16 protein-coding genes are annotated in these 24,241 nt (G+C 65.0%); 8 read left to right on the top strand and 8 right to left on the bottom strand.

Going from position 1 to position 24,241, the window contains the following annotated elements; all coding sequences use genetic code 11:
• From GSQ79_RS28920 to GSQ79_RS07180, 4 genes are all read left to right on the top strand, one after another.
• Positions 1-216, top strand: a 216-nt coding sequence (locus GSQ79_RS28920; protein ID WP_210253030.1) for a hypothetical protein, incomplete at its 5' end; no start/stop codon positions are given.
• Positions 217-275: 59 nt separating this feature from the next.
• Positions 276-503: a hypothetical protein gene (locus tag GSQ79_RS07190; RefSeq protein WP_158808045.1), complete on the top strand. Its 228-nt coding sequence runs from the start codon at positions 276-278 to the stop codon at positions 501-503.
• A gap of 495 nt (positions 504-998) precedes the next feature.
• Positions 999-1,286: a hypothetical protein gene (locus tag GSQ79_RS07185; RefSeq protein ID WP_158808044.1), complete on the top strand. Its 288-nt coding sequence runs from the start codon at positions 999-1,001 to the stop codon at positions 1,284-1,286.
• 107 nt (positions 1,287-1,393) lie between these two features.
• Positions 1,394-2,761: a trypsin-like peptidase domain-containing protein gene (locus GSQ79_RS07180; protein ID WP_210253029.1), complete on the top strand. Its 1,368-nt coding sequence runs from the start codon at positions 1,394-1,396 to the stop codon at positions 2,759-2,761.
• 34 nt (positions 2,762-2,795) lie between these two features.
• Here GSQ79_RS07180 and GSQ79_RS07175 read toward each other — a convergent pair whose 3' ends face one another.
• Positions 2,796-3,956: an MFS transporter gene (locus tag GSQ79_RS07175; RefSeq protein ID WP_158808042.1), complete on the bottom strand. Its 1,161-nt coding sequence runs from the start codon at positions 3,954-3,956 to the stop codon at positions 2,796-2,798.
• 191 nt (positions 3,957-4,147) lie between these two features.
• On the opposite strand from GSQ79_RS07175, the gene GSQ79_RS07170 reads away from it, so the two are divergent.
• Positions 4,148-4,729: a hypothetical protein gene (locus GSQ79_RS07170; RefSeq protein WP_158808041.1), complete on the top strand. Its 582-nt coding sequence runs from the start codon at positions 4,148-4,150 to the stop codon at positions 4,727-4,729.
• A 15-nt stretch (positions 4,730-4,744) separates the two neighbouring features.
• Here the strand turns inward: GSQ79_RS07170 and GSQ79_RS07165 are convergent, their stop codons facing one another.
• Positions 4,745-5,389 carry a transglutaminase-like cysteine peptidase gene (locus GSQ79_RS07165; RefSeq protein ID WP_158808040.1) on the bottom strand — a complete coding sequence of 215 codons (645 nt, stop codon included), beginning with the start codon at positions 5,387-5,389 and terminating at the stop codon, positions 4,745-4,747.
• Between the two features lie 94 nt (positions 5,390-5,483).
• The gene (locus GSQ79_RS07160) at positions 5,484-5,738 is read right to left on the bottom strand and encodes a hypothetical protein (RefSeq protein WP_158808039.1); all 255 of its coding nucleotides are present in this window, start codon (positions 5,736-5,738) and stop codon (positions 5,484-5,486) included.
• 560 nt (positions 5,739-6,298) lie between these two features.
• Between GSQ79_RS07160 and GSQ79_RS07155 the strand changes: the two genes are divergently transcribed.
• A complete protein-coding gene (locus tag GSQ79_RS07155) occupies positions 6,299-7,966 on the top strand; it encodes a HAMP domain-containing methyl-accepting chemotaxis protein (RefSeq protein WP_158808038.1) in 1,668 nt (555 codons plus the stop codon).
• A gap of 77 nt (positions 7,967-8,043) precedes the next feature.
• Here the strand turns inward: GSQ79_RS07155 and GSQ79_RS07150 are convergent, their stop codons facing one another.
• Positions 8,044-10,062, bottom strand: a complete 2,019-nt coding sequence (locus GSQ79_RS07150) for a glycosyl transferase (RefSeq protein WP_246725151.1) — start codon at positions 10,060-10,062, stop codon at positions 8,044-8,046.
• Between the two features lie 283 nt (positions 10,063-10,345).
• Between GSQ79_RS07150 and GSQ79_RS07145 the strand changes: the two genes are divergently transcribed.
• Together GSQ79_RS07145 and GSQ79_RS07140 are read left to right on the top strand one after the other, a co-directional pair.
• Positions 10,346-18,652, top strand: coding sequence for a hypothetical protein (locus GSQ79_RS07145; protein ID WP_158808036.1), 8,307 nt, complete (start codon positions 10,346-10,348; stop codon positions 18,650-18,652).
• Between the two features lie 31 nt (positions 18,653-18,683).
• Positions 18,684-18,911: a hypothetical protein gene (locus GSQ79_RS07140; protein WP_158808035.1), complete on the top strand. Its 228-nt coding sequence runs from the start codon at positions 18,684-18,686 to the stop codon at positions 18,909-18,911.
• Between the two features lie 59 nt (positions 18,912-18,970).
• Here the strand turns inward: GSQ79_RS07140 and GSQ79_RS07135 are convergent, their stop codons facing one another.
• The 4 genes from GSQ79_RS07135 to GSQ79_RS07120 all read right to left on the bottom strand — a co-directional run bounded on the left by GSQ79_RS07135 (position 18,971) and on the right by GSQ79_RS07120 (position 24,136).
• Positions 18,971-19,567 carry a MarR family winged helix-turn-helix transcriptional regulator gene (locus GSQ79_RS07135; protein ID WP_158808034.1) on the bottom strand — a complete coding sequence of 199 codons (597 nt, stop codon included), beginning with the start codon at positions 19,565-19,567 and terminating at the stop codon, positions 18,971-18,973.
• 156 nt (positions 19,568-19,723) lie between these two features.
• Entirely contained in the window at positions 19,724-21,154 is a 1,431-nt protein-coding gene (locus tag GSQ79_RS07130; protein WP_158808033.1) for a UbiD family decarboxylase, read from the bottom strand.
• A 49-nt stretch (positions 21,155-21,203) separates the two neighbouring features.
• Positions 21,204-22,883 (bottom strand): GMC family oxidoreductase, encoded by a 1,680-nt coding sequence (locus GSQ79_RS07125; protein ID WP_158808032.1) that lies wholly within the window; start codon positions 22,881-22,883, stop codon positions 21,204-21,206.
• Complete coding sequence (locus GSQ79_RS07120; protein ID WP_158808031.1) at positions 22,880-24,136, bottom strand: MFS transporter; 1,257 nt, start codon at positions 24,134-24,136, stop codon at positions 22,880-22,882. The genes GSQ79_RS07125 and GSQ79_RS07120 overlap by 4 nt, the downstream gene beginning before the upstream one ends.
• Between the last annotated feature and the right edge of the window lie 105 nt (positions 24,137-24,241).

The following is a 24,241-nucleotide window of genomic DNA, read 5'->3' as shown; positions in this document are numbered from 1 at the left end:
CCGCTGGCCGACCGGCATCCGCGCCGGCGCCGAGTTCGTCATGCCGAATATGAGCTGAAGGTCGACCCCCGGCCGCACCACGATGAGCGCGCGCCGTGCGAGGTCTCGCACGGCGCGCGCTCGGGGCGGCAAATCCTGCCGCCTTTTTCTCTCAACGCCCGGGCCGCTTTAAGCCGAGTGCGCCGCGCGATCAAATTACGGTCATCATACCTTTAACAAGCCCGGGATCGTCGCCATATCGCGACGACACCGGTGTCGTCGTTCTGGAGGTTCCTGTGATCAAGATTTCAGCTCTCGCCGTGGCCGTAGCCCTCGCTGTTGCGGGGCCGGTGACGGCATCGGCAACCGACGCCGGGTCTTCGCATCCGCAGTCGGCCCAAGCCGCATCGGCCACGGGCCGGCAGGCGGCTGACGACGCCGTCAAGCGCGCCTGGTTTGCCCATGCCATCGACGACATCCTGTCAGGCCGCAGCGCCGACGACGACTCCAAGCCGCACCGTTAAGTCTGGGCTCGCCTTCGCCGCCCGCGAAAGGAAGGCGCTTTTCGTGTCCGCGCGGCAAGGGGCGTACCCCGCATCCGCCCGGTACTAAAATTTGGGCAGACCGAAAAGCCGGCTGCGATCGCGATATCGGCGAGCCTCTCGCCACGTCTTGCGCGTCGACAACAGCGCGAGTGGCGATACTTCCATCACGCTCGACGTGATCAATCTTGATGCAAATCGTCCAAAGTTCGATCCAAAAACTGAAAAACAGTATTTCGATTTCGCGTCTTTTGATCCGGGCCGGACGTGAATAGATGTTGCATCGGGAGCTGAGAGGCGTCCGCGGGCCTCTCGGCGAGGTTTGGGGACGGTTGCGGTTCTTGCATAGCGGTACCGCGGCCGGAAGCACGATGCAAAGGCCGAGGCTTCATACAGCGACGACAGGTCGATTGTCGGCGCGATCAGCGTTGATTACAAAAGCGTAAACGTGAATTCTCTCACTTTTGGTAGGCATCCATGTTCATAAAGACACTCAGCACAGCGGCCGTTGTCCTTCCCCTTCTGGTCGCCCAGGGCGCTTACGCCCAGACCAAGCCTTGCGTCGGCGCGCAGGCGGCACAGTCCTTCGACCGCGGAACCGATCCGCGCGCTGGCGGCGAGAAGCCTGCCTTCGGCGCGCAGGCGGCGCAGTCCTTCGATCGCGGGACCGATCCGCGCGCTGGCGGCGAGAAGCCTGCCTTCGGCGCGCAGACGGCGCAGTCCTTCGACCGCGGGACCGATCCCCGCGCGGAAGGCTGCAAGTAATCTTTGGCCCAAGTCATCTCTCGCCAATCAGAGCTTGAAGACGACGGGCGGTGGGTGTTTCCTCCGCTCGTGACGTGAAGGGGAGCGCCGGCATGCATGCGATGCGGATGATCGTTGTTATCCTGCTTCTGCAAGTGACCGGCGCTTCGTGCGCCAGCGCCGGATTCCAGCGGGGGGACGCACCGGACCTCCCCGAGATCGTCGCGCCGCTGTTGAATTCGGTGGTCAACATCTCGGTGCTGAAGAAGGCCGGCAGCGACCCCGAGGACGCGCCGGATCAGGTGGTGCCGGACCGGGCGCTGGGGTCGGGATTTGTCATCACGTCCGATGGCTACATCGTCACCAACAACCATGTGGTGGAAGGCGGCTACGACGTCACCGTGGCCTTCGTCGATGGCTCGACCTTCCCCGCCAAGATCGTCGCCACCAACCAGCGGCCGGATCTCGCGCTGCTCAAGATCGACGCCGGCAAGCCGCTCGCCAGCGTCAAATTCGGCGACAGCGACGCGCTGCGCATCGGCGAGACGGTCATGGCGATCGGCAATCCGCTCGGCCTCAGCAGTTCGCTCAGCGTCGGCGTCGTCAGCGCGCTCAATCGCGACATCAACTCGACGATGATCGACGACTTCGTCCAGACCGATGCCGCGATCAACCACGGCAACTCCGGCGGGCCGCTGTTCAACCTCAAGGGTGAAGTCATCGGCGTCAACTGGGCGCTATACGCGCCTGGCCAGCAGAGCGGCTCGGCCGGCCTCGGCCTCGCGATCCCCGCGAACGACGCCACCTGGGTGGTCGACGAGATGCGGAAATACGGCCGCATGCGCGCCGGCTTCATCGGCTTGCGGCTGCAGCAGGTCACGCCGGAGATCCAGCTCGCGCTGGGCCTGCCGTCGCGGTCCGGCGGCATCGTCACCGGCGTCATCAACGACGGTCCGGCGCTCACCAAGGGAATCCAGGAAGGCGACGTCGTTCTCGCCCTCAACGGCAAGGAGCCGCGCGACGTCCGGGCGCTGCTGCGCAGTCTCGGTGCCAGCGCGCCGGGCAGCGTCGTGGCGCTGAAAATCTGGCGCAACGGCGCCGCGCAAAGCATCGACGTTCCCGTCGCGAACTGGCCCAACAACATCTACGACCCCGCCGGACCGCAGCCGCCGCAGACACAGGCGGTGCGCAAGATCACGCCGGATCTCGGCCTCAAGCTGGCGGTCGCGGATGCGCAGTCTGCCGGCACGCCGCAGTTCCAGGACGGCAAGCCCGCCGTCGCGATCATCGGGGTTTCGGCCAACAGTCCGGCCGCGGACCTGCGCCTCGCCCGCGGCAACATCATTCTCCGCGTCGCCCAGGATCGGGTGACCTCGCCCGACGAGGTGACGAAGCGTCTCGAGCAGACCCGCGCGGCCGGCCGTCACGAGGTGATGATGCTGGTCCAGGCGCCGAGCGGTCCGCACTGGGTGGTGATGCCCTTGGACGGCAAGTAGCTATTGCAGCCGTGCACCGACGCCGGCGCCTGGATCAGGCCTCCAGGACACGGCTCGCTAAGACGCCCCGCGCCGCCACGAGAGTGACCGCCAGTGCGATCGCGGCGACGCCGGCGCCAAGCCAGGGCAGCGATCCGTAGCCGACGCCGGCGCTGAGCGCGACGCCTCCGGCCCAGGCGCCCGTCGCATTGCCGAAGTTGAAGGCGCCCTGGTTCAGTGTCGCGGCCAAGTTCGGCGCATCGCTCGCCGCTTCGACGACCCAGCTCTGCAGCGGCGACACCAGCGCGAAGGCGAGCGCCCCCCAGAGCGTCAGCGTCACCACGGCCGGCACCGCCGCATGGCTCGTCACCGTGAAGATCAGCAGCACGACGATGATCGCGGCGAAGCTGCCGATGACGGTCGTCAGCAGGCGCCAGTCCGCGAGGCGGCCGCCGATGAGGTTGCCGACCGTCAGGCCGACGCCGAACAGGAGCAGCGCGATGGTGACCCCGTGCGGAGTCAGGCCGCTGACGTGTTCCAGCAGCGGGGTAATATACGTCACCACGCTGAACAGGCTGACGGAGGACAGCGTGCTGATCGCCATCGGCAGCAGGACGCGGGGATGCCGTAGCGTCAGGAACTCCGCGGCAAGGCCCGTGGTCGATCCCGGCATCGCCGGGATGGTGCGGGCGATCGCGGCGCAGGCGACGATGCCGATGCCGGTCACGACCCAGAACGGCATGCGCCAGCCAAAAGCCTGGCCGAGCGCCGTGCCGAAGGGGACGCCCAGGATGTTGGAGAGGGTGAGCCCGGCGAACATCATCGCCACCGCCTGGGTCCGCCGGTTGGCCGGCACGAGATCGCGGGCGACCACGCTGCCGATCCCGAAAAAGGCGCCGTGGGCGAACGAGGTCACCACCCGCGCCAGCATGAGCAGGGCATAGGTCGGCGCCAGCGCGCAGCCGATGTTGCCGAGGATGAAGACCCCCATCAAGGCGACCAGCGCGGTCCGGCGCGGCCATCGCGCCGTGGCGATCGCGACGAAGGGGGAGCCGAAGGCCACGCCGAACGCGTAGCCGGAGACCAGCAGGCCGGCCTGCGGAACGCTGACGCCGAGGCTGCTCGACACGTCCGGCAGCAGGCCCATGATGATGAATTCGGTCGTGCCGATGCCGAAGGAGGCGATGGTCAGCGCGAGCAGGGGTAGCGACAGCATGGAAACTCCGACGGCGTGTGCGATGCAACATAAGCCGATTTGACGAGGAGCGGTAAAACCTGGCCGGGATGCAGCTCCGCCCTCCGGTCCGCGATTTTGTTGTGCCCCGCTAAGAGTCGCTTAAGCTTGCGGGCGTGGAATACCCGCCGAAGGTCGGATGATGCCCTGCGGCGTGGTCCGAAGAGACCATCATGAGCCAGTTGAAGAGGATCTCGATCGGAGCGGCGGCGGCCGCTATCGTCGTTGAGACGGGCGCCAAAAACCTGGTGCTGTGGACCCTTGTCACGATCGGCACGCCCGCCACGACCGCTGGCTTCGTCTACGAAGTCGTCCAGATGCGGCAAAGCCGCCTGCAGCAGGAGGCGACCGATCGCGCCCATGTGCAATCGAAACGCGACGGGTCGAGCTCCGACGTTGCCGATCAGGACGGCCGGGCACCGCGCACGACGGCGGCCGACACCGATGCCGGGCCCGACACGGACCTCCGCCATCGCCTGACCTCGATGCTGATCGCCCGAGCACATTTCGTCGACATCTACGGCAACAATCCAGAGAGCGTCACGCCGCTCTATAGGAAGATCGCGCTGGACATGATGGCCGACGACGAGCGCATGTTCGCCAAGCTCGAAGCGGAGAAGCTGAAGGACCTTGACGGCTATCTCTTCGATCTGCAGCAGGATGAGGCGCATCTGCGCGTCCTGCATGCCCAGGTCACGACGCTCGTCCAGCCGCCCGGAACGCCGCTTCCGGCTACACCCTCTGTCAGAAAATAGGGGCGGATCAGCCGCTCAGTTCAAGTTGCGCGTTCGGCCTGCGACTTCGGCGGTGGTGCGCGGCGCGCTCGACGGGCCGATGGAGACCCAGACGTTGGGGTCGCTCTGCGACTGTCGCTTGACAAACCGGTAGCCGGTCGCGTCCCAGGCGCGGATCTCCTCGACCATGTTGTCGAGGATGAAATCGCCCTTGTCGGTCTTGACGGTGAGAATGGTGTGGCCGTTGCCGTCGAGATCGCGGACGATGGTCATCAGCAGCGCCTGGCGGGGAAAGCCCTGATCGAGGAGCAGCTTGCGCTTCTCCAGCGCGTAGATCTTGCAATCGCCCTTGCCGTCTGTGGGGTAGTCCCAATGGTCGAGCATCGTGCCCCAGTGGTCCATGTTGCTGACCGGCTCGATCGCCGCGTTGACCGCGCTGTTGATGTGACGCATCACCCGCATCACCTTGGCGGTGAGCGCGACGTCGGCCGGCATCAGCGCTTCGACGCGGCATTCTTCCGGGCGGCGTCCGCAGAAATCGGCCCAGCCGTAGGGCATCGCGGTGACGTCGCCGACGGTCGCGAAGCTCGCGTGCATCTCGGCGGCCTGCGCCGCTCCCGCGCCGCCGACATATGTCAGCAAAGCCAGCAAAGCGAACGTCCGGGCAACAGCGACCAACATAGACCCGCCTCCAACCTGATGGCGGTATTTGGGCGCAGCGATGGTGCCGCGTCAATCGATTGGTTAATTATTAGTTAACCGCCAGACGGCCGGCTCACGCGGCCAGCTGTTCGATCATCTCTTCCGGCACACGCCCGATCGCGCGGATCAGTTTTGGCTCGGCGAAGATGTCCTGCTCGGGGTCGCACTGTTCCTCGAGGACGACGATGCCGGCATATTGGCCGGCCATCCGCTCCGCCGCGGCGATCGCCTTGCCGCAATCCTTCGCCTTTTGTGCCGTGCCTGGCTTCAGCTTGCCCCGCTTGTCGAGGAGAAACGGCAGGATGATGTAGTTGGTGATGGCAGCCATGGTCTTGGTCCCGCGCTTAAGCTAAGGAACATAGACGGAACATCATCGCGAGGCAACTGGGCTGCGTCAGTGATCATCCCTCGCTCCGAGATCTCGGCAGGATCACCATCCTCTCGATCCTCGAAACGCCCTCGCATCATCTGCACTTCGCGCGCGAATTGAGATTGCCATCAAGATTATGTCGTCGCTCCCACCTCGGAAAATGTCCACGACAGGCGGTTGGATGCGCCGTTACCGAAATGGTGACTGTCGTGTCGACACAAAAACCTTCTTCGACGAAATCGCAATTTGGGTTCCGCTGTTAAAAACCATGGTGCGCCGACCGGAAAACACGGGTGGGAATATCAACCCATTACCCTGATAAAACTCACCTTTCACAACCATGATTATTAACATTTGTGGTATCGTATGCATAGTTGGATCGCGTTAACGCGGCTCGTCGAGGCCGCAAAATGCCGATTAGCAATGCTCCGATTATTGTAAAATTCTTCATTGTACTTCTGATGTTCGGCGTCGTTGCTTTTGCTTCGGCGGCTTTCTCTACGTCACAGATGCGGGATTTGAGCGCGGCCTATAGCGCCGTCATCGATCAGCAAGGGACGGCCGCCGTACTGTTGGCCCGAGCCGATCTTGCCCTCAATGAAGCGCGCGTTGCGATTAGTTATCTCGACGTTGTCACGACCGATCAGGGCAACAAACAGGCCCTGACCGACCTGTTGGCGGCGCGCGCTTCCTTTATCGACTTGATGAGCCGGGCGAAGACGGCCGACCCAGAGCAAGCGGCGGCCTTCGAAGCCGCGCTTCGTCAGGGATTGGCGATCATCGACGCCACTTGCGCAGCGGCGGTCGCCGAAGGATCGCATGGCAACGATTCCGCGTCGGCGCTCGCCGCGCAGGCCGAGTTTCTCGAGACCTGCCGCCCGGCGTTCGTCGCCTTCGTGAAGATGCTGGCTGCGGAAACCAATCGTGTGCTGGCGTCCGCCGACGCCGGCAAGCTTCGTTTGATCGCCGCCAGCGATCGAACCGTCGCCATCACCTACGTCATGAATCTCGGACTTCTGGGGCTCGCCCTCGTCGGCGGCTACGCGACGATCAGTCTCTGGGTGCTTCGCCCGTTGAAGGCGCTGTCGCACAGCATGATGCGGCTTGGCCGCGACGATTATTCGACGATGATCGGCGATACCGGTCGCCGCGACGAGATCGGGCAGATGGCGGCGGCCGTCCAGATCTTCAAGGAGAACGGCTTGCGGCTGAAACAGTCCGAGGTGGTCCGCGCGGCGGTGCTGAATCAGCAGAAGATCGTGGTGGCAGCCCTCGCGGTGGGCCTGGATCGCCTGTCGCAAGGCGATCTGACCGGACGTCTGGATCGCGCCTTCAGCGACGACTACGAGAAGCTCCGCGGGGATTTCAATGTGACTGCCTCCAGCCTGGAGGAGGCGCTGGCGACGATCATCAGGGCGATCGGCATCATCGGGTCCGGCTCCGACGACATCGCCGAAGCGTCGGACGACCTGTCCAAACGCGCGGTGCAGCAGGCGGCAAGCCTGGAGCAGACGGCGGCAGCGTTGAACCTGATCACCGCGACGGTGACGCGGATGGCCGTCGGCGCCGGCGAAGTTGCTGCCGTGGTCGCCGCCACGCGTGGCGCCGCCGAGACGTCCGGTGTCGTCGTCCAGAACGCCGTCGAAGCCATGGGGCAGATCAAGGCGTCGTCGCGGCAGATCCGCCGGATCGCCGGCGTCATCAACGACATCGCGTATCAGACCAATCTGTTGTCTCTCAATGCCGAGATCGAGGCCGCTCGCGCCGGAGACGCCGGCCGCGGCTTTTCCGTGGTGGCGGCGGAGGTGCGCAATCTGGCGCAGCGTTCCGGCGAAGCCGCGAAGGAGATCGAGAACCTGATGGCCGTGTCGAACGCCCAGGTCGAGAACGGCGTCGCGCTGGTCGGCGCGACGGGCGTCGCCTTGCGCGGCATCATCGACAAGGTGGCCGACATGGCCGAGCTGCTGCGCGCGATCTCCGCGTCGTCGCACGAGCAGGCGACGGGTCTCGCCGAGATCAATATCGCGGTCACCGAAATGGACCACGGGATTCAGCGCAGCGCCGCCATGGTCGAGGAGGCCTCGACCGCCGCGCATGCCCTGCAGCATGAGACGCAGGCCTTGACCAGCATCGTCGGGCGCTTCCGCATCAATCGGGCCGCGGCGCTGGTGGCGGTCGGGACTTAGAGCGCTTTCCGCTTTGGTGGAATCACTAAAGCGATCAGAAATCGCTCTCTCCTCGAAAAGTTAGAGCATTTTATCGATCACAAAAGTCTGCGACCTTTGTGGAAAATGCTCTGGAGGTCGGAGACGCCCGACTCGTTTGGCCCCGGCCACAATCTCGTGTCGGGTCGGATCGGGTAGGTCGCATCCCAATCCGCGAGCTTTTCGGCGTACAGCGCGCGATAGGCCTCGTCGCTCAGAAGCTCGACGCTCTCGATATCGAGGCTCGTGCCGATGGCGTGATACGTGTCGAGATTGGCGAGCTCGGGCGACGGCAGGGCGCCTCGTTCGAAAGCGCTCCACATCTGCCGATACAGATCCTCCAGATGCGCCACCAGGCGCGGCGTGTCGAACAGCAGGCAGGAATCGCGCTGGGCGGCGAGCCGTGCCTTCAAAGTCTGAATTGCGTCGGGCGTGCGCCCGAGCGCGATGGCGCGGGCCATGTAAATGTCGGGGTTGGGGCAGATCAGATCGCCGAGACCGGCCGCGCTGACGAGGCTCGAACAGACGCGCGAGGCAAAGCTGCGGCCGGCGACCGTGAGGACCGGTAGTCCCATCCACAGCGCGTCCGCGGCCGTGGTGTGGGCACCGTAGGGCAGGTTGTCGAGAAACAGGTCGGCCAGCGCGTAGCGCGCGAGATGGTCGGGATTGGCGATCTTCCCGGCGAAGACGAGGCGCTCCGGCGCGATCCCGGCGCCAGCCGCCAACCCGCGCAGACGCTCCTGGGTGTCCGGCGTGCCGCCGAGCAGCCACAGCACGCTGTCGGGCACCGCGGCAAGGATGATCATCCAGCGGCCGAACGTGATTTCGGTGAGTTTCTGCAGGCCGTTCAGGCAGCAGAAGACGAACCCGGTTTCCGGCAGCCCCTCTTCCGCGCGGGTTGGCTTGCGGGACGACACCACTCTGTTGCGGTCGTTGGGCTGGTAGCACGGCAGGCGCACAACCGTTTCCGAGTAGAAGCGCTCCGCATCGGGCGGCACGACCTGGGCATCCGCGATGATGTAATGGTGATAGGGGCTTCCCATCGTGCAGGGGTAGCCAAACCAATTCACTGCGATCGGCGCCGGCCGCAAGGCGAATACCCGCGTTCGCGCGCCCTTGGTGTAGCCGTTGAGATCGATCAGAATATCGATCGCGTCAGCCTCGATCTGCAGGCAGACCTGTTCGTCGCTGAGAGCGTCGATATCAAACCATTGATCGACAGAGGCCTTAATCCGCAGCTTGGTCGAGTCGTCGTTCTCGATGCCGCAGTAATAGGCGTAGATCTCGAACCTGTCGCGATCGTGCAGCGCGAGAACGTCGGCCATGGAGAAGCCGACGGCATGTTCCCGCAGGTCGGACGAGACATAGCCGATCCGCAACTTTCGATCCGGTGACGACATGCCCGGCACAGCCCAGCGTCGCGCGCCCTTTTGCGCGCCGATCAGCGCCTTGTTGTAGCGATAGGCCGTGGCGAGCTGAAACATCGGATCGTCGGCGAAGGCGGCAAGCGACAGCGGCGATATGCCGGACAGCAGGCTGCGCCGCTTCATCCGATCGGTTTCCGTCAACACCGGCCATTTGCACTGGCGCATCCGGAGCGCGATCCAATGCTGAATGACCTTGTCGTCCGTGCCGAGCTCGAGACGCTGCCGTAGGGCATCTTCCGCCGGGCCGTCGCGATCGAGGGACTCGAGAACGCGGCCGATCTGCTCAAGCGCATAAATCCGGTGCGCCACCGTCTCGCCGTTGACGAGGGCGAGCGCGCTCGCCACCCCCAGCCATTCCGTAATGGCTTCGCCCTTGCGGCCGATCTGCTCCAACGTCAGCCCAAGGCTGAGATGGGCCTGGTAGAAGTCCGGTTTCAGCCGCGCCGAATCGCGGAACGCGTTGATCGCGCCGAAACGATCCTTCAGATCGTTGAGGGTCGTCCCGTAATTGAAATAGGCGGCATAGAGGAACGGGTCGTCCGGATGGTATGCGATCCAGCTTTTGTAGAGTTCGACCGATGCCGCTTTGTGGCCGGCCGCCTTGTACTGCTCCGCGAGGGCGAAGAGCTGGCCGATTGCAATGTGTTCCACGGGAATGCCGGCCATTATCGGTCCACTTAACATTGATCACTTTGCAGGGCGCGCGGGCCGGAGCTATGACCCAGATCCTCCGCGGATGGAACGTGGAAGGCGCGCTCCGCGATTCCGCAACGTAAAAAACCTGTGAGTTCGAGGCATTCCCGACCCGAACCTGTTAGCCTCATGTTAACGAATCGGTATCGACGCCTTGCGACTCGATGAATGATTGAGCCTGTCTGGGCGACTGATTGGTTGCCCGGGGGCGGCACCGGATCGATATCGGCGGGACTGCTTCATGACTTCGATTTCGTCCTACTCGGCTGCGCAGATCTCGCGCCTGTCGGCGACCACGCTTCAGCAGCTGACGCCGACCGACATGGAGAGCTTCGACACGACGCAGATCGCCGCGTTGACGTCGACGGAACTCAATATCCTCAGCACGACGGATCTGCAGGCGCTGTCGACGACGCAGATCGCGGCTCTGGCGCCCCTTGCCCTGAGCGGTATGACGCTGCCAAACTTCGAAGCGATCGCCAACGACGGCGCTGACTCTTTCACGACCAACCAGATCGCAGCACTCACCCCGGCCCAGATCAACGATCTCACTGCGACGGGGATCCAGGGGTTCAGCACCAGCCAGCTCAATGCGATGACCGCCACCCAGATCAGTGGCCTGACCAGCACGATGCTGCAGAACCTCTCGACGACCCAGCTCGGCAGCCTGACGACCATCCAGGTGCGCGCCCTGTCGCCCAACCAGCTCAACGCGCTGTCGTTCGACCAGTTGATCGCCGTGACCGTCCGCGATCTCTCCACCAGCCAGGTGGCATCGCTCAACACAACCGAGATCGGGGAGCTCTCCTCGACGCAGGTGCAGTCCCTGGCGCCAAGCCAGATCGCGGCCCTGTCCGTCTCGGCGTTGAACGCCCTGCCGGCGACGGAACTCCAGGCGCTGTCTGCGACCCAGGCCCTCGCCCTTACGCCGACGCAGCTCGCCGGCCTGACCCCGACGACGGTGGACAATCTGACGACATCGCAGCTTGCGGCCCTGACCACGCTTCAGGTTCGCGGCCTGAGCGCGGCGCAGCTGACCGCGATGTCGGCGACCGAAATCCAGGCGCTGACGGTCACGGCTCTGTCGACCACGCAGGTCGCCGGCCTCAGCAGCACGGCGCTCGGCAACCTGTCCTCCGACCAGCTTCTGGCCATGACCCCGGTGCAGGTCGCGGCGCTGTCCATCACGGCGCTCAACAGCCTCCCGGCGACCGAGCTTCAGGCCCTGATGCCGGCGCAGGCCCTTGCCTTGACGACGACGCAGATCGCCGGTCTCACCGCGACGACGGTGGACAACCTGACGACCGACCAGCTCGCAGCCCTGACGACGGTCCAGGTTCGCAGCCTGCGCGCGGCGCAGCTGACCGCGATGTCGGTCACCGAGATCCAGGCGCTGAACGTCGCCGCCCTGTCGACGACGCAGATCGCCGGCCTCAGTACGACGGCCTTCGGCAACCTGTCGGCGGACCAGATCGCGGCGATGGTGTCGACGCAGATCGCGGCGCTGTCCACGGTGGCGCTGAACAGCCTCCCGGCGACCGAACTTCAGGCGCTCGCGCCGACCCAGGCGCTTGCTTTGACGTCGACGCAGATCGCCGGCCTCACCGCGACGACGGTGGACAACCTGACGACCGACCAGCTCACGGCGCTGTCGTCGAACCAGGTGCGCGGCCTCCGTGCGGCGCAGCTGACCGCGATGTCGGCGACCGAAATCCAGGCGCTGACCGTCTCCGCCTTCTCGACGACGCAGGTCGCCGGTCTCAGCACGACGGCGCTCGGCAACCTGACCCCGGATCAGCTCGCAACCCTGGCGACGAGCCAGATCGCCGCGCTCTCCGTGGCGTCGCTCAACGCCCTTCCGGCGAGCGAGCTCCAGGCGCTGACAACGAGCCAGGCGCTCGCTTTGACGCCGACGCAGCTTGCCGGCCTCAGCACGACGACGCTCGGCAACCTCACGACGACCCAGCTTTCGGCCTTGAGCACGACCCAGATGCGCGGCCTGACTTCGGCGCAGCTGACGGCGATGACGGCGACCGAGATCCAGGCGCTGAACGCCGCGTCCTTCTCCGCCGCCCAGGTCGCGACCCTCAGCACGACGGCGTTCAACAATCTGTCGTCCGACCAGATTGCAGCGCTCACCGCGACCGAGAGCGCGGCGCTGTCGACGACGTCGCTGAACCTCCTGTCCGCGACGGAGCTTCAGGCCCTGACGCCGACGCAGGCGCTGGGCCTGACCGCGGCGCAGGTCGCCGGGCTCAACACGACGACGCTCGGTAATCTCACGACCACTCAGCTGTCGGCGTTGACCGCCACGCAGATGCGCGGTCTGACCGCGACGCAGCTGACCGCGATGACGGCGACCGAGATCCAGGCGCTGAACGCGGCGTCCTTCTCGGCGCTGCAGATTTCCACGCTCAGCACGACGGCGCTCGGCAATCTATCCGCCGATCAACTCGCGGCCTTCACCGCGACGCAGAGCGCATCGTTCTCCAGCACGTCGCTGAACCTTCTGTCCGCGACGGAGCTTCAAGCCCTGACACCGACGCAGGCGCTGGGCTTGAGCGCAGCACAGGTCGCCGGGCTCAGCACGACGACGCTGGGCAACCTGACGACAACCCAGCTGTCGGCGCTGACCAGCACGCAGGTGCGCGGCCTGACTTCGACGCAGCTGACCGCGATGACGGCGACCGAGATCCAGGCGCTGAACGCGTCGTCCCTCACGGCGCTGCAGATTTCCACGCTCAGCACGACGGCGCTCGGCAATCTATCCTCCGATCAGCTCGCGGCCCTGACCGCGACGCAGAGCGCGTCGTTCTCGAGCACGTCGCTGAACAACCTCCCCGCGACCGAGCTTCAGGCCCTGACGCCGACCCAGGCACTCGGCCTGACCGCCATCCAGGTGGCCGGCCTCACCACGACGACGCTGGGCAATCTGACGACCACCCAGCTTTCGGCGCTGACCAGCACGCAGGTGCGCGGCCTGACGTCGACGCAGCTGACGACGATGACGGCGACCGAGATCCAGGCGCTGAACGCCGCCGCCTTCTCGGCGGGACAGGTGACCAGTTTCAGCACGACGGCGTTCGGCAATCTTTCCTCCGATCAGCTTGCCGTGCTCACCGCCACGGAGAGTGCGGCGCTCTCCACCACCTCGCTGAACAGCCTCTCCGCGACGCAGATCCAGGCCCTCAACACGACGCAGAACCTGGCTTTGACGTCGGTGCAGCTCGCTGGCCTGTCGATGACGACGTTGAACAATCTGACGACCACCCAGCTTTCGGCGCTGACCACCACGCAGATCCGCGGCCTGACTTCGACGCAGCTGACCGCGATGACGGCGACCCAGATTCAGCTTCTGGACGCGTCCGCCTTCTCGGGGACGCAGGTGGCGAACTTCAGCACGACGACGTTCGCCAACCTGTCTTCGGACCAGCTGGCCGCCCTGACCGCCACCGAGGCTGCGGCGCTCTCCACCACCTCGCTCAACAGTCTTTCCGCAACGCAGATTCAAGCGCTGACGACAACGCAAGCCCTGGCTCTGACCGCGTTGCAGATCGCGGGCCTCACGCAATCGGCGATCGATGGCCTGTCGCCGGCTCAACTCGCCGCCCTCACGACGACGCAGACCCGCGGCTTCACCTCGACCCAGCTCACAGCGATGTCTGCGACCGAGATTCAGACGCTGTCGGCCCCCTCATTCTCGGCCGCGCAGATCGCCAGCCTCAGCACCACCGCGTTCGCCAATCTTTCCGCCGATCAGCTCGCGTCGCTGGCTTCCACCGAGATTGCGGCGCTCTCCACCACCTCGCTCAATAGCCTGACGCCAACGCAGCTCCAGAGCCTGGCCGGGACGCAAGCGGCAGCTTTGACCGCGGCGCAGGTCGCCGGGCTGACGCAGACCACGGTCGATGGCTTGACGACGACGCAGATCGCATCGCTGACATCGACGCAGGTGCGCGGCCTGACCTCCACGCAGCTTACCAATATGACGGCCACCGAAATTCAGGCGTTGACGGCCGCCTCGCTCTCGGCCGCGCAGATCACCAACCTCAGCACCACCGCGTTCGGAAATCTGACGCAGACCCAGATCGCATCATTGGCCGCGACCCAGATCGCGGCGCTGTCCACGACGTCGCTGAACACGCTGTCGCCGACGGAGCTTCAGGCCCTGGCGGTCTCCCAGGCGTCGAGTTTGACGGCGACGCAGATCGGCGGTCTGTCGCAGACGACGATCGACGGCCTGTCGACGACGCAGATCACGTCCCTGACGACAACGCAGACGCGGGGCCTGACCGCGACGCAGCTGACCGCGATGTCGGCGACCGAGATCCAGGCCTTGACCGCCACCGAGTTCTCGACGACGCAGGTCGCCAATCTCAGCGCGACGGCGTTCGGCAATCTATCCGCTACCCAGCTCTCGCAGTTCACGTCGACCGAAATCGGCGCGATGAGTACGACGCAGATTGTGGCCCTCAGCCCGGCCCAGGTCGCCGCTCTCAACACGACGCAGATCGGCGGCATGACCGCAGTCGAAGTCGCCGCCCTGACCACCACGCAGATCGCCGCCCTGGCAATGACTCAGCTGGCGGCCCTTACCGTCGCGGGCACCGCCGGCGTCCGTGATACGCAGGCCGCCGCCTTGACGACCACGCAGCTCGAGGCTCTGGCCGCGACCCAGATCGCGGCGCTGACGTCTCTCGCCCTGTCCGGCCTGACGGCCAGCGAAATGGCGGCCTTGACCACGAACCAGATCGCGGCGCTGACCGCTTCGCAGGTCGGCACCTTGACGGGAACGCAGCTCGCAGGATTGAGCACGACGCAGATCGCCGCCCTTTCCGTGACGGCGATGACCGGCCTCGTCGCAAGCCAGATCGCCACCCTGAGCGCGCCGCAGCTCAACAGTCTGTCGCGAAACCAGATCCAGGCGCTGTCCAAGACCAGTATCGGCGGCTTGACCACATCTGAGATCGCGGCCTTGAACACCACCCAGGTCTCGCTTCTGACCGCGACGCAGATCGGCGGGTTGAGCGACACGCAGATGGTCAGCATGACGGCCACGCAGCTCGGCGTGCTGTCGACGCAGCAGATTTCCGGCCTGTCGACGACCGGGATCAGCGGCCTGTCGGCCGCTCAGATCGCCGTCCTCAGCACGACGCAGATCGCGGCCCTGACCGGCACCGAAGTCGCCGGGTTGGCGGCGACGCAGATTGCCGCGCTGTCGACGACACAGATCGGGGCGATCACGAGCACGGGCATCGGCGGCCTGACCGGCACGCAGGTCGCCGGGCTGAGCGCGACCCAGCTCGCGACGCTGGCCGGCACGCAGATCGTGCCGCTCTCCGCGACCGGCATCCGCGGTTTGACGACAACCGAACTGACGGCCTTGAGCGCGACGCAGGTCGCGGCGTTGACGACGAGCCAGATGGCGGTGCTGACGGACACGCAGATGACTGCTCTGAGCACGGCGCAGATCGGGCTCCTCGCAGCGACCCAGATCGCCAGCTTGTCCACGACCGCGATCAGCGGCCTCGCAACCGGCCAGGTCGCCGTCCTGTCGGCGACGCAGGTCGCCGCGCTGACCAGCGTCGAACTCGGCGCCTTCGCCCAGACGCAGATCGCATCCTTGGCGCCGACGCAGATCGCGTCGCTGACGACTACCAGCATCGCCGGCCTCATCACGACGCAGATCGGCACGCTCAGCAGCGACCAGCTCGCCGCGCTCGCCGCGACGCAGATCGCGGCCTTGTCTTCATCGGGGGTGGCCGGCTTCACCACCGGCGAGATCGCGGCGCTGACCGCGGTGCAACTGGCGGCGCTGAAAACGACGCAGATGACCGCGCTGGTCGATACCCAGGTCGCGGCTCTGAGCACGGCACAGATCGGCGGCCTCACACCCCAGCAGATCGCGGCGCTTTCGACGACCGGCATCAGCGGCCTGACTACGGCCGAAATCACGGCCCTGAGTACCACGCAGGCCGCCGCGTTGACGATGACCCAGATCGCCGGCCTCGCGAACACCCAGGTGGCCGCGCTCACCGCGGACCAGATCGCCAACCTCTCGTCGAGCCAGGTTGCGGGCCTCGATCCGGACTCCATCGGCGGCCTCACCACGACGGACCTCTCGTCGCTGACCACGACGCAGATCCGGGGCCTGACGTCGACGCTGCTCGGCGCCCTCAGCACGACGGCTATTTCGTCGCTGACGCCAGCGCAGATCGCGGCGATGAACACGGGCGAGTTGTCTGGGCTGACCGACACCCAGGCGGCCGTGCTCTCGACGACGCAGCTCCAGGCTCTGGTCGGAACGCAGATCGCTGCGCTGTCCACGACCGGCATCAGCGGCCTGACGACCGGGTCGATCGCCGCGATGAATGCTACCCAGATCCAGGCCCTGACCGCCACGCAGATGTCCGCGCTCGCGGATACGCAGATGCAGGCCCTCAGCGCCGATCAGCTCGGCGACCTTTCCTCGACCCAACTCTCTGGCCTTTCGGCGAGCGCCATCACCGCCCTGACGACCACCGAGGTCGGCGCCCTGAGCGCGCTGCAATTGCGCGGCTTCACCCCGACCCAGGTCGCGTTGCTGACAACCGCCGAGATCGGCGCCCTCGGCACGACCCAGGTGGCGGCGCTGACGACGACGGAAATCGTCGGTTTGACGCCGACCCAGTTGGCGGTGCTGACGTCCACACAGTTCAACGCGCTTGCCGCCACGCAGATCGCGGCTTTGTCGGCGACGAGCATCGGCGGCCTGACCGAAACGCAGATCGCGACGCTCAGCACGACGCAGTTCGGCGCCTTGACGGCGGCTCAGATCGGCGGCCTGTCAGACTTTCAGATCGACGCTCTGACGACCGCGCAGATCGGGATGATCAACACCACGCAGGTGGCGGGCCTGACTATGACCGCCGTCGCCGAGTTGAGCGCGGTGCAGATCGGGGCGCTGACCACGACGGCGCTGCGATCGCTGCCTACCACGGCCATCGGCGGCCTGACGGCGACGCAGATCGCCACTCTGACGTCGACCCAGCTCGCCAGCATCAGGCCGACGCAGATCGCGGCCCTGTCCACCACAGCCATTTCCGGTTTGGGACCAGACGAAATCGCCGCCCTGACCACGACCCAGTTCAGCAGCTTCTCGGCGACGGGCATCGCCGCCTTGTCGGCAACCCAGTTCGCCAGCCTGACGACCACGCAGGTCGGCTTGCTGTCGACGCCGGAACTCGCCGCGATGACGGCGACGCAGGTCGCCGGTCTTTCCGACACTCAAATCGCCACGCTGAGTTCGACGCAGTTCCAGGCTCTCTCGACGACGGGTATCGGCGGCCTGACAGCGACGCAGCTCGGCGACATGACCACGCTGCAGTTCGGCACGTTGACCGCCACGCAGATCGGCGGCCTTTCCACGACGGCGATCGCCGGGATGACGACCACGCAACTCGCCTCGATCAGCGCGACGCAGCTGACGAGCTTCACGTCCACGGCCATCGGCGCGCTGACGGCGACGCAGTTCGGCACGCTGAACACCACCCAGTTCGGCCAGCTGACGCCCGCGGAGATCGGCGGGCTGACCGTCACCGACGTCGCCTCCTTGAGCACGCTGCAGCTGGGTGTCCTGAGTGCGGCGCAGATCGCCGCCTTGTCGACGACCGGCGTCGGCGGCTTGAGCCCGACGCAGATCGCCGCGATGACGTCGACGCAGATCGGCGCCTTGGCGGCGACGCAGATCGCCGCCCTGTCGACCACCGCGATCGCGAGCCTCACCACGACGGAGATCGCCGGCCTGACCGCGACGCAGTTCGGCAGCCTGTCCGCCAGCGGCATCGCCGCCCTAACGCCCGCGCAGTTCTCGAGCCTCAACACCACGCAGATCGGCTTGCTGTCGAGCACGGAAATCGGCGGTCTCACTGCGACCCAGGTCGCCGGCCTGACCTCGACGCAGTTCTCGGCGTTTACGGCGACGCAGATCGGCGCCATCTCCAGCCTTGGCGTCGTCGGTCTGACTGCGACGCAGATCGGCGCTCTGACCGGAACGCAGTTTGCCGGCTTGGCTTCGACGCAGATCGCCGTGTTGAGCGCGACCGAAATCGGCGCGATGAGCACGACGCAGATCGCGGCTCTCACGGCCGACCAGGTCGCCGGCCTGCTGCGTGTTCAGATCCGCGCGCTCGCGACGACGCAATTGAACGCGCTGACGACGACGCAGATCGGCGCCTTGGCGGCAACCCAGGTCGTCAACCTGACGACGACCGAGTTCGGGGCGTTCACGAGCACGCAATTCAGCGCCTTGACCGCCACGCAGATCGCCGGCGTCGGCATCCCGACGCTCAACGATCTCGATGCCGGCGTCTTCAACGCTTTCAACGCCAATCAGTTGAGCGGCCTGACCACCACGCAGATCGCGGGCCTGTCGGCGACCGCGATCAGCGGCCTGGCGACGACGACATTGGAAGAGCTGAACGGGGTCCAGATCAGCGCCTTCACCTCGACACAGATCGCCGGCATGACGGCGGCGCAAATGGCGGCTTTGAACGACGCAGCGTCCTGAGGCGAGCCGGCATCATTTTGAGGATCGCATCATGCTCGGAACGGGCAAGGCGAAATCGCAGCAGAGCCTCGAGCGCGCGATCGCCAAGTATCAGACGAAGCTCGCCAAGGCCGTCAGCCCTTCGCAACGCCAATATGCCGCGAGCATGTTGCGCATGGCGGAGCAGGCGCTCGCCAAAAGCCGGGACGGCCAGCCGGTGCGCGAGCGCGACGGCGACGACACCGTCAACCTGAGCAAGGACGAATACGAGATTTTGTAGGGCTTCGATATCGCGTCTTGCCTCCTGCGGCTCGGCGGCTATCGCGTGTCAGCGTCCGATCATCCGACCTTGCTTTCGGTTTCACGGATCTCGACAAGCGCGTTGTCGCTGTTGACGCAGAACCGCCGAAAAAAATGATGCAGCAGGTCGAGCTCGCTGCGGGTCACCTCGGCGAAGAGTTGATCGTTCACCGCACGGACGAAAGGCGCCACCGTCTTGACCGTCTGCTCGCCGAGCGAGGTCATCTTGACGAGAACGCTGCGGCGATCGTCGGGCGAGGGATGCTTTTCGAGATAGCCGAGCTGATGAAGCCGTCCGACCTCGGTCGTGACGTGGGTCGCCGCCAATTGCACATAGGCCGCAAGGTCCCGGATGCTGATTCCGGCCGAGCCCTGTTTGTAAGCTGTTCCCATAAGCACGGCGAATTGCGGGCTTGAGAGACGGATCGCGCGGGCAAAGGCTTCACGGCAGTCTTGCAGGCGCCCGAGCGACGAAACCATCAGATACAGCACTTCCCGGAACGCATCGTCACGCCCGCCGTCCAGCAATTGACGGTCCGAAATGGTGATCGGCGGGACGAACGGCGCTCGGCCGCCTTCGGCCTGCATGCTAGGCGCCTGCACGGCTTGAACACGCTTCTTGCTGGGCTTTGTCACGGCACCCTCGGGCAGACTTCGCATACGGTGCCGGAGGCATAGACCGGTCCCGCCCAACGACCAACCCCCATAGCCGATGTCGACATCCCGAGACACGGTCATGCCGCACCATAAGAACGGCCGCCTCCTGACGGCGTAGCAAACCCTTGGGGGCGGCTATCCCCGTAGCATCGCCCCCCATTTGGCTTCGGTTGCCTTCGCCTCTTCCAACGACAGCGAAGTCGTGCGCGGGTAGGTCGCAAGCTGATCGAAGGGCTTGCACGCATCGATGATCATTTTGGAATGCGACGTCAGGCCTCGCTGCTTGGCTTCGGGCGAAATACGCGGGTCGAGTCCCGAGCTCCAGGCGTTGCGGACGATATCGACGGATTCGGAAGGCTCGCAGCGCGTTGTGACGGCCCACATGACGTCGGCCAGGTTCGACGGATCGATGTCTTCGTCCACGACCACCACGATACGGCCCATGTAGCTGTTCGCCGCGGCGATCAAGGCCGCGCGTTTGGCATGCCCGGCATAGCGCTGCTTCAGGGCGACGACCGTCATCAGCTGCGACACGTGCTGCCAGACGCCGGTGACATCCGTGACGCCGAGTTGCTCAAGCCCGCTCCAGAGCGTTGCCGCCCGGAAAGGCAGACCGAAATGGAAGCGCGGCGGCTTCATCGGCGGCGACCCGAAGAGGATCGGATCGTTCCGGTGATAGGTGGCCTGCACCGCCATGACCGGCGCGGGCTTCGTATCGGCGGCGTAATAGCCGGTGAACTCGCCGAAGGGACCCTCGGCAAGACTCGTTTCCTGCAACGGCAGAAGCTCGCCCTCGAAGACGATTTCGGCGCCAGCCGGGATCGGAAGTCCGGTCAATGGCCCGCGCAGGACGTCGATGGGAAAGCCTTTGATGGCGCCGGCGAAGTCATATTCGGAATAGCCGGACGGAAGATATTCGAAGCCCGCGATGAACAGAGCGGGATCTTGTCCATGCACGATGGCGATCGGGCAAGGGATGCCGCGATCCCAATACTTGCGCGCGATCATCGAGCCGTGGCGACCGGTATGATCGAACTGCACCGTCACGCGGTTATTGCCATGGACCTGGACACGATAGATCGACGCGTTCACCCAGCCTTCGTCGGGATCGCGTGTGATCACCAGACTGCCCGAACCGATGTACGGGCCGCCGTCGAGCTTGTGCCAGTGCGGCGCCGGGTAGATGCCGATATCCACGTCGTCGCCCGTCGCCGTATTCTCGAGGAAGGGCGCCTCGTCGACGAACGTCGGTGGTGTTGGCTTCAGCGTATCGCGGCGTGTCTTCCATGCTTGCAACGCTTCGAGGGGACTGACTTGGGCGTCGAAGCCAAGCGCGAGGGCGGCCCGTTGCACGCTTGTCGTGGCATTGCTGAAGACGCGAAAGCCCTTGGCATAACCGGGGATATCGTCGAACAGAAGCGCGGGACCCTCCGCCATGCCCGCGGCAACTTCGGTGATCGCGCCGATCTCATGAACCGCCTGTGCCCCCGCGATCCGCCTGAGAGCTCCGGCTTCGTCAACGAGGTCAATGAAACCGCGTAGATCCTGGTAGGCGACCTTATGCATCGACACTCTCTATTTCAATTTCACTCGAAACGACGAACCGGTGATCCGGCTATGTTGCGGCGCTCGAACGCCGAAGCGCTGGGCGGCCTCTGATCAAGTCCGATGCCTTCTCGGCGATCATCAAGACCGGGGCGTTGATGTTACCGCCGATCATGTCTGGCATAACGGACGCGTCGATGACTCGCAGAGCCTTCGTGCCGAAGACCCGCAGGTCCTGATCGACAACCGCCATGGGATCGCCCGTGAGCCCCATACGGCATGTGCCGAGCGGATGGTGAACCGTGACAGCCGTTTCGCGAATATAGGCCTCGATGGCGGCATCACTTTGGACGGCCGAGCCTGGCAGGATTTCTTCACGCAAGTAAGGCGAAAGAGCCGGCTGGCTCGCCACGGCGCGGGCGATTTTTATCGCGTCGACCAGCGTCCTCACGTCGCGCTCATGCGCAAAGAAGTTCTGGCGGATGCGCGGTGCTTGTGTCGGGTCCATGGACGCGAGTGCGACGCGGCCGCGACTGTCCGGACGCAGGGCGACGACGCGCGCCGCAAACCCGTCGGCATAAGGCTTTATGAAAGGGGCGAAGTATGGACGCGCAGCAAGCGGAGCCGCGTTGAAGAGAATCTGCGCATCTGGCATCGCCTGGTCCGCATGGGTTCGCACGAAGGCCATGGCCCCACCGGGCAAGTCGCTGGCGATACCTGTCCCGCGCCAATAGGCTTTCGCGAGAGCAAAGGCGATGCGATCGAGCCGCATCGCTTTCGAAAGGGGTCCAGGCGTCCTGCGGCGATAGAACAGGCCGACGGACATCTGATCCTGCAGGTTTTGCCCAACGCCGGGGAGATCGACGATCGGCTTGATGCCGATCGTGCGAAGCTCGTCGGCGGCGCCGATTCCGGACAACATCAGCAGCTTCGGCGAATTGATGACGCCACCGGCGAGGATGACCTCGCGCCGCGCAGACGCAGTTCTCGCTCGACGCCCCTGCGTATACGCCACCCCGACGGCTCGGACGCCGTCCATGACGACCCTTTCGGCCAGGGCACCCACCACGACACGCAAGTTCGGACGTTTGAGCGCCGGCCGCAGATAGGCGACCGCGGCACTGCATCGACGGCCGTTGCGAATTGTCATCTGCCAGCGTGCGAACCCGTCCTGTTGTGCACCGTTATAATCGTCGTTGCTCGGATACCCCGCCTCTGCGCCGGCGCTGAGATAGGCGTCGACGAGAGGATCGGCGTAGCGGCTGTTCTGGGTGGTCATCGGGCCTTGATCGCCACGAAATGAGTCCGGTCCACCCTCCCAGGATTCCGACTTCTGGAAATAAGGCAGGACATCGTCGTAAGACCACTCGGAGAGGCCATTCGCGGCCCACCGCCGATAGTCTTCGGCATGGCCGCGCACGTAGGCCATGGCGTTGACGGAGGACGAGCCGCCGATGACGCGACCGCGCGCGCATTCCACCGCACGGCCGTTCACGCCTTCCTCCGGCTCCGCGAAATAATTCCAGTCATGGAGACGGTTGAGCAGGATGCGACCCCAGCCGAGCGGAATATGGATCCAGGGATCGCGATCCCACCCGCCGGCTTCGAGGAGCAGCACGGTCGTTGTTCCATCTTCAGTGAGCCGGTTCGCCAGGACGCATCCTGCCGAACCGCCGCCGACGATGACGTAGTCGTACTGGCTTGGGGTTTTACTCTGCCGCGAACCCGCCTGGTCGGGGCGTGCGTTCAATGCCGCCTCAGAAGTGGGATCATCGTCAAGGAAAGGGCCACGCAGGCGATGACGATGACCATCAGACCGCCGGCGTAATTGCCGGCGCTCCCTATGACGATGCCGATGACCAACGGCGCCGCGGCGCCGACGATGTTGGCGGCGCCGGCATAGAGGCCGAAGCCCATCGCGGTGACTTCCTTCGGGACGATCTCGGTCCCCATGGCGAACAACGTAGGGACCGTCATGCCCCAGGCCCCCGCGCTGAGCGCGAGCAAGAGCGCCGCCTGCGTCGCATCCTCGACCATCGTGGCGGCAAGGATCAGGAAACCCGCCGCCATAAGACCGCACAGGCAAATCAGTGCCTTGGCGCGAAATCGATCGCCAAGCCAACCACCGAGGAAGTAGCCGCCGATCATGATCAGGAACGGCAAGGATGAGAACAAACCGGAATGTTTAATGTCGAAATGTCTGGCGACCTGGAGGTAGGTCGGAAGCCAGCTGTTGAAGCCCCACAGATAGATCATCGCGCCGCAGTCGTAGACCGCGAGAAGCCAAAACCGGGCATTGCCGAGAAGCAGAGGAATTGCCTCTTTGATAGGCATGGTTTTAGCTGCTGGCGCGGATTGCGGCGCGGCGTTGTGGTTGCGAAGCATGAACCACACGATCGGCAGAACGATCAGGCCGTTCAGACCTGCCAGCAGGTAGAAGGAGGCGCGCCAGCCGAAGGATGCGACAAGAGCGATGATCAAGGGAAAGCCGATCATCGAGCCGAGCGGTGCGCCGATACCCCACAGAGCCGTCGCAAGTCCGCGCTGGTTGGGCGGAAACCACTGCTTGACGGCGACGTTCGCGGCGCCGAACTGCGGGCCTTCGATGAGGCCGAGAAGGACGCGCCCGCCGAACATCGTCGCATAGGACATCGCCCCGCCCATGAACGCCATGACGACGGCAAGGGCGAGTGCGATAAACGACAACGTGCGGCGCGGACCGAACAGATCCGAAATGATGCTGAGAGCGAAAGCTGAAAGACCGTAGGCGAAGACGAACCCTGTCATGAGCAGCCCAAGGAGGGCCGGATTGTTACCGACGCCGATCGCCTGTTTGAAATCAGCGTTGGCAAAGAGGACGGCGACATTGATGCGGTCGAAGAAAGCGGTCGTCACCGCGATCAGCAGGATGGTGACGACGAGCCAGCGATAGGGGGCGTAACGAACCTCACGCATCTCGATCGCCTCCCTTTCCGTCGCGGTCGTGATCGTTGCGTCAACCATTTGAAACCCCTTTTGCAGGCCTGGAAGCCCGGCAGCCTTAGCAGCGCTTGGTGGATTGTCATACAATATCTGGGCCAGCCGCCAACGGTTATCCTGCGGAATAGG

The organism is Beijerinckia sp. L45, from assembly GCF_009765775.1.
In the GTDB taxonomy this organism is placed as follows: Bacteria; Pseudomonadota; Alphaproteobacteria; order Rhizobiales; family Beijerinckiaceae; genus RH-AL1.
This window is presented reverse-complemented; position numbering and strand designations above follow the sequence as displayed.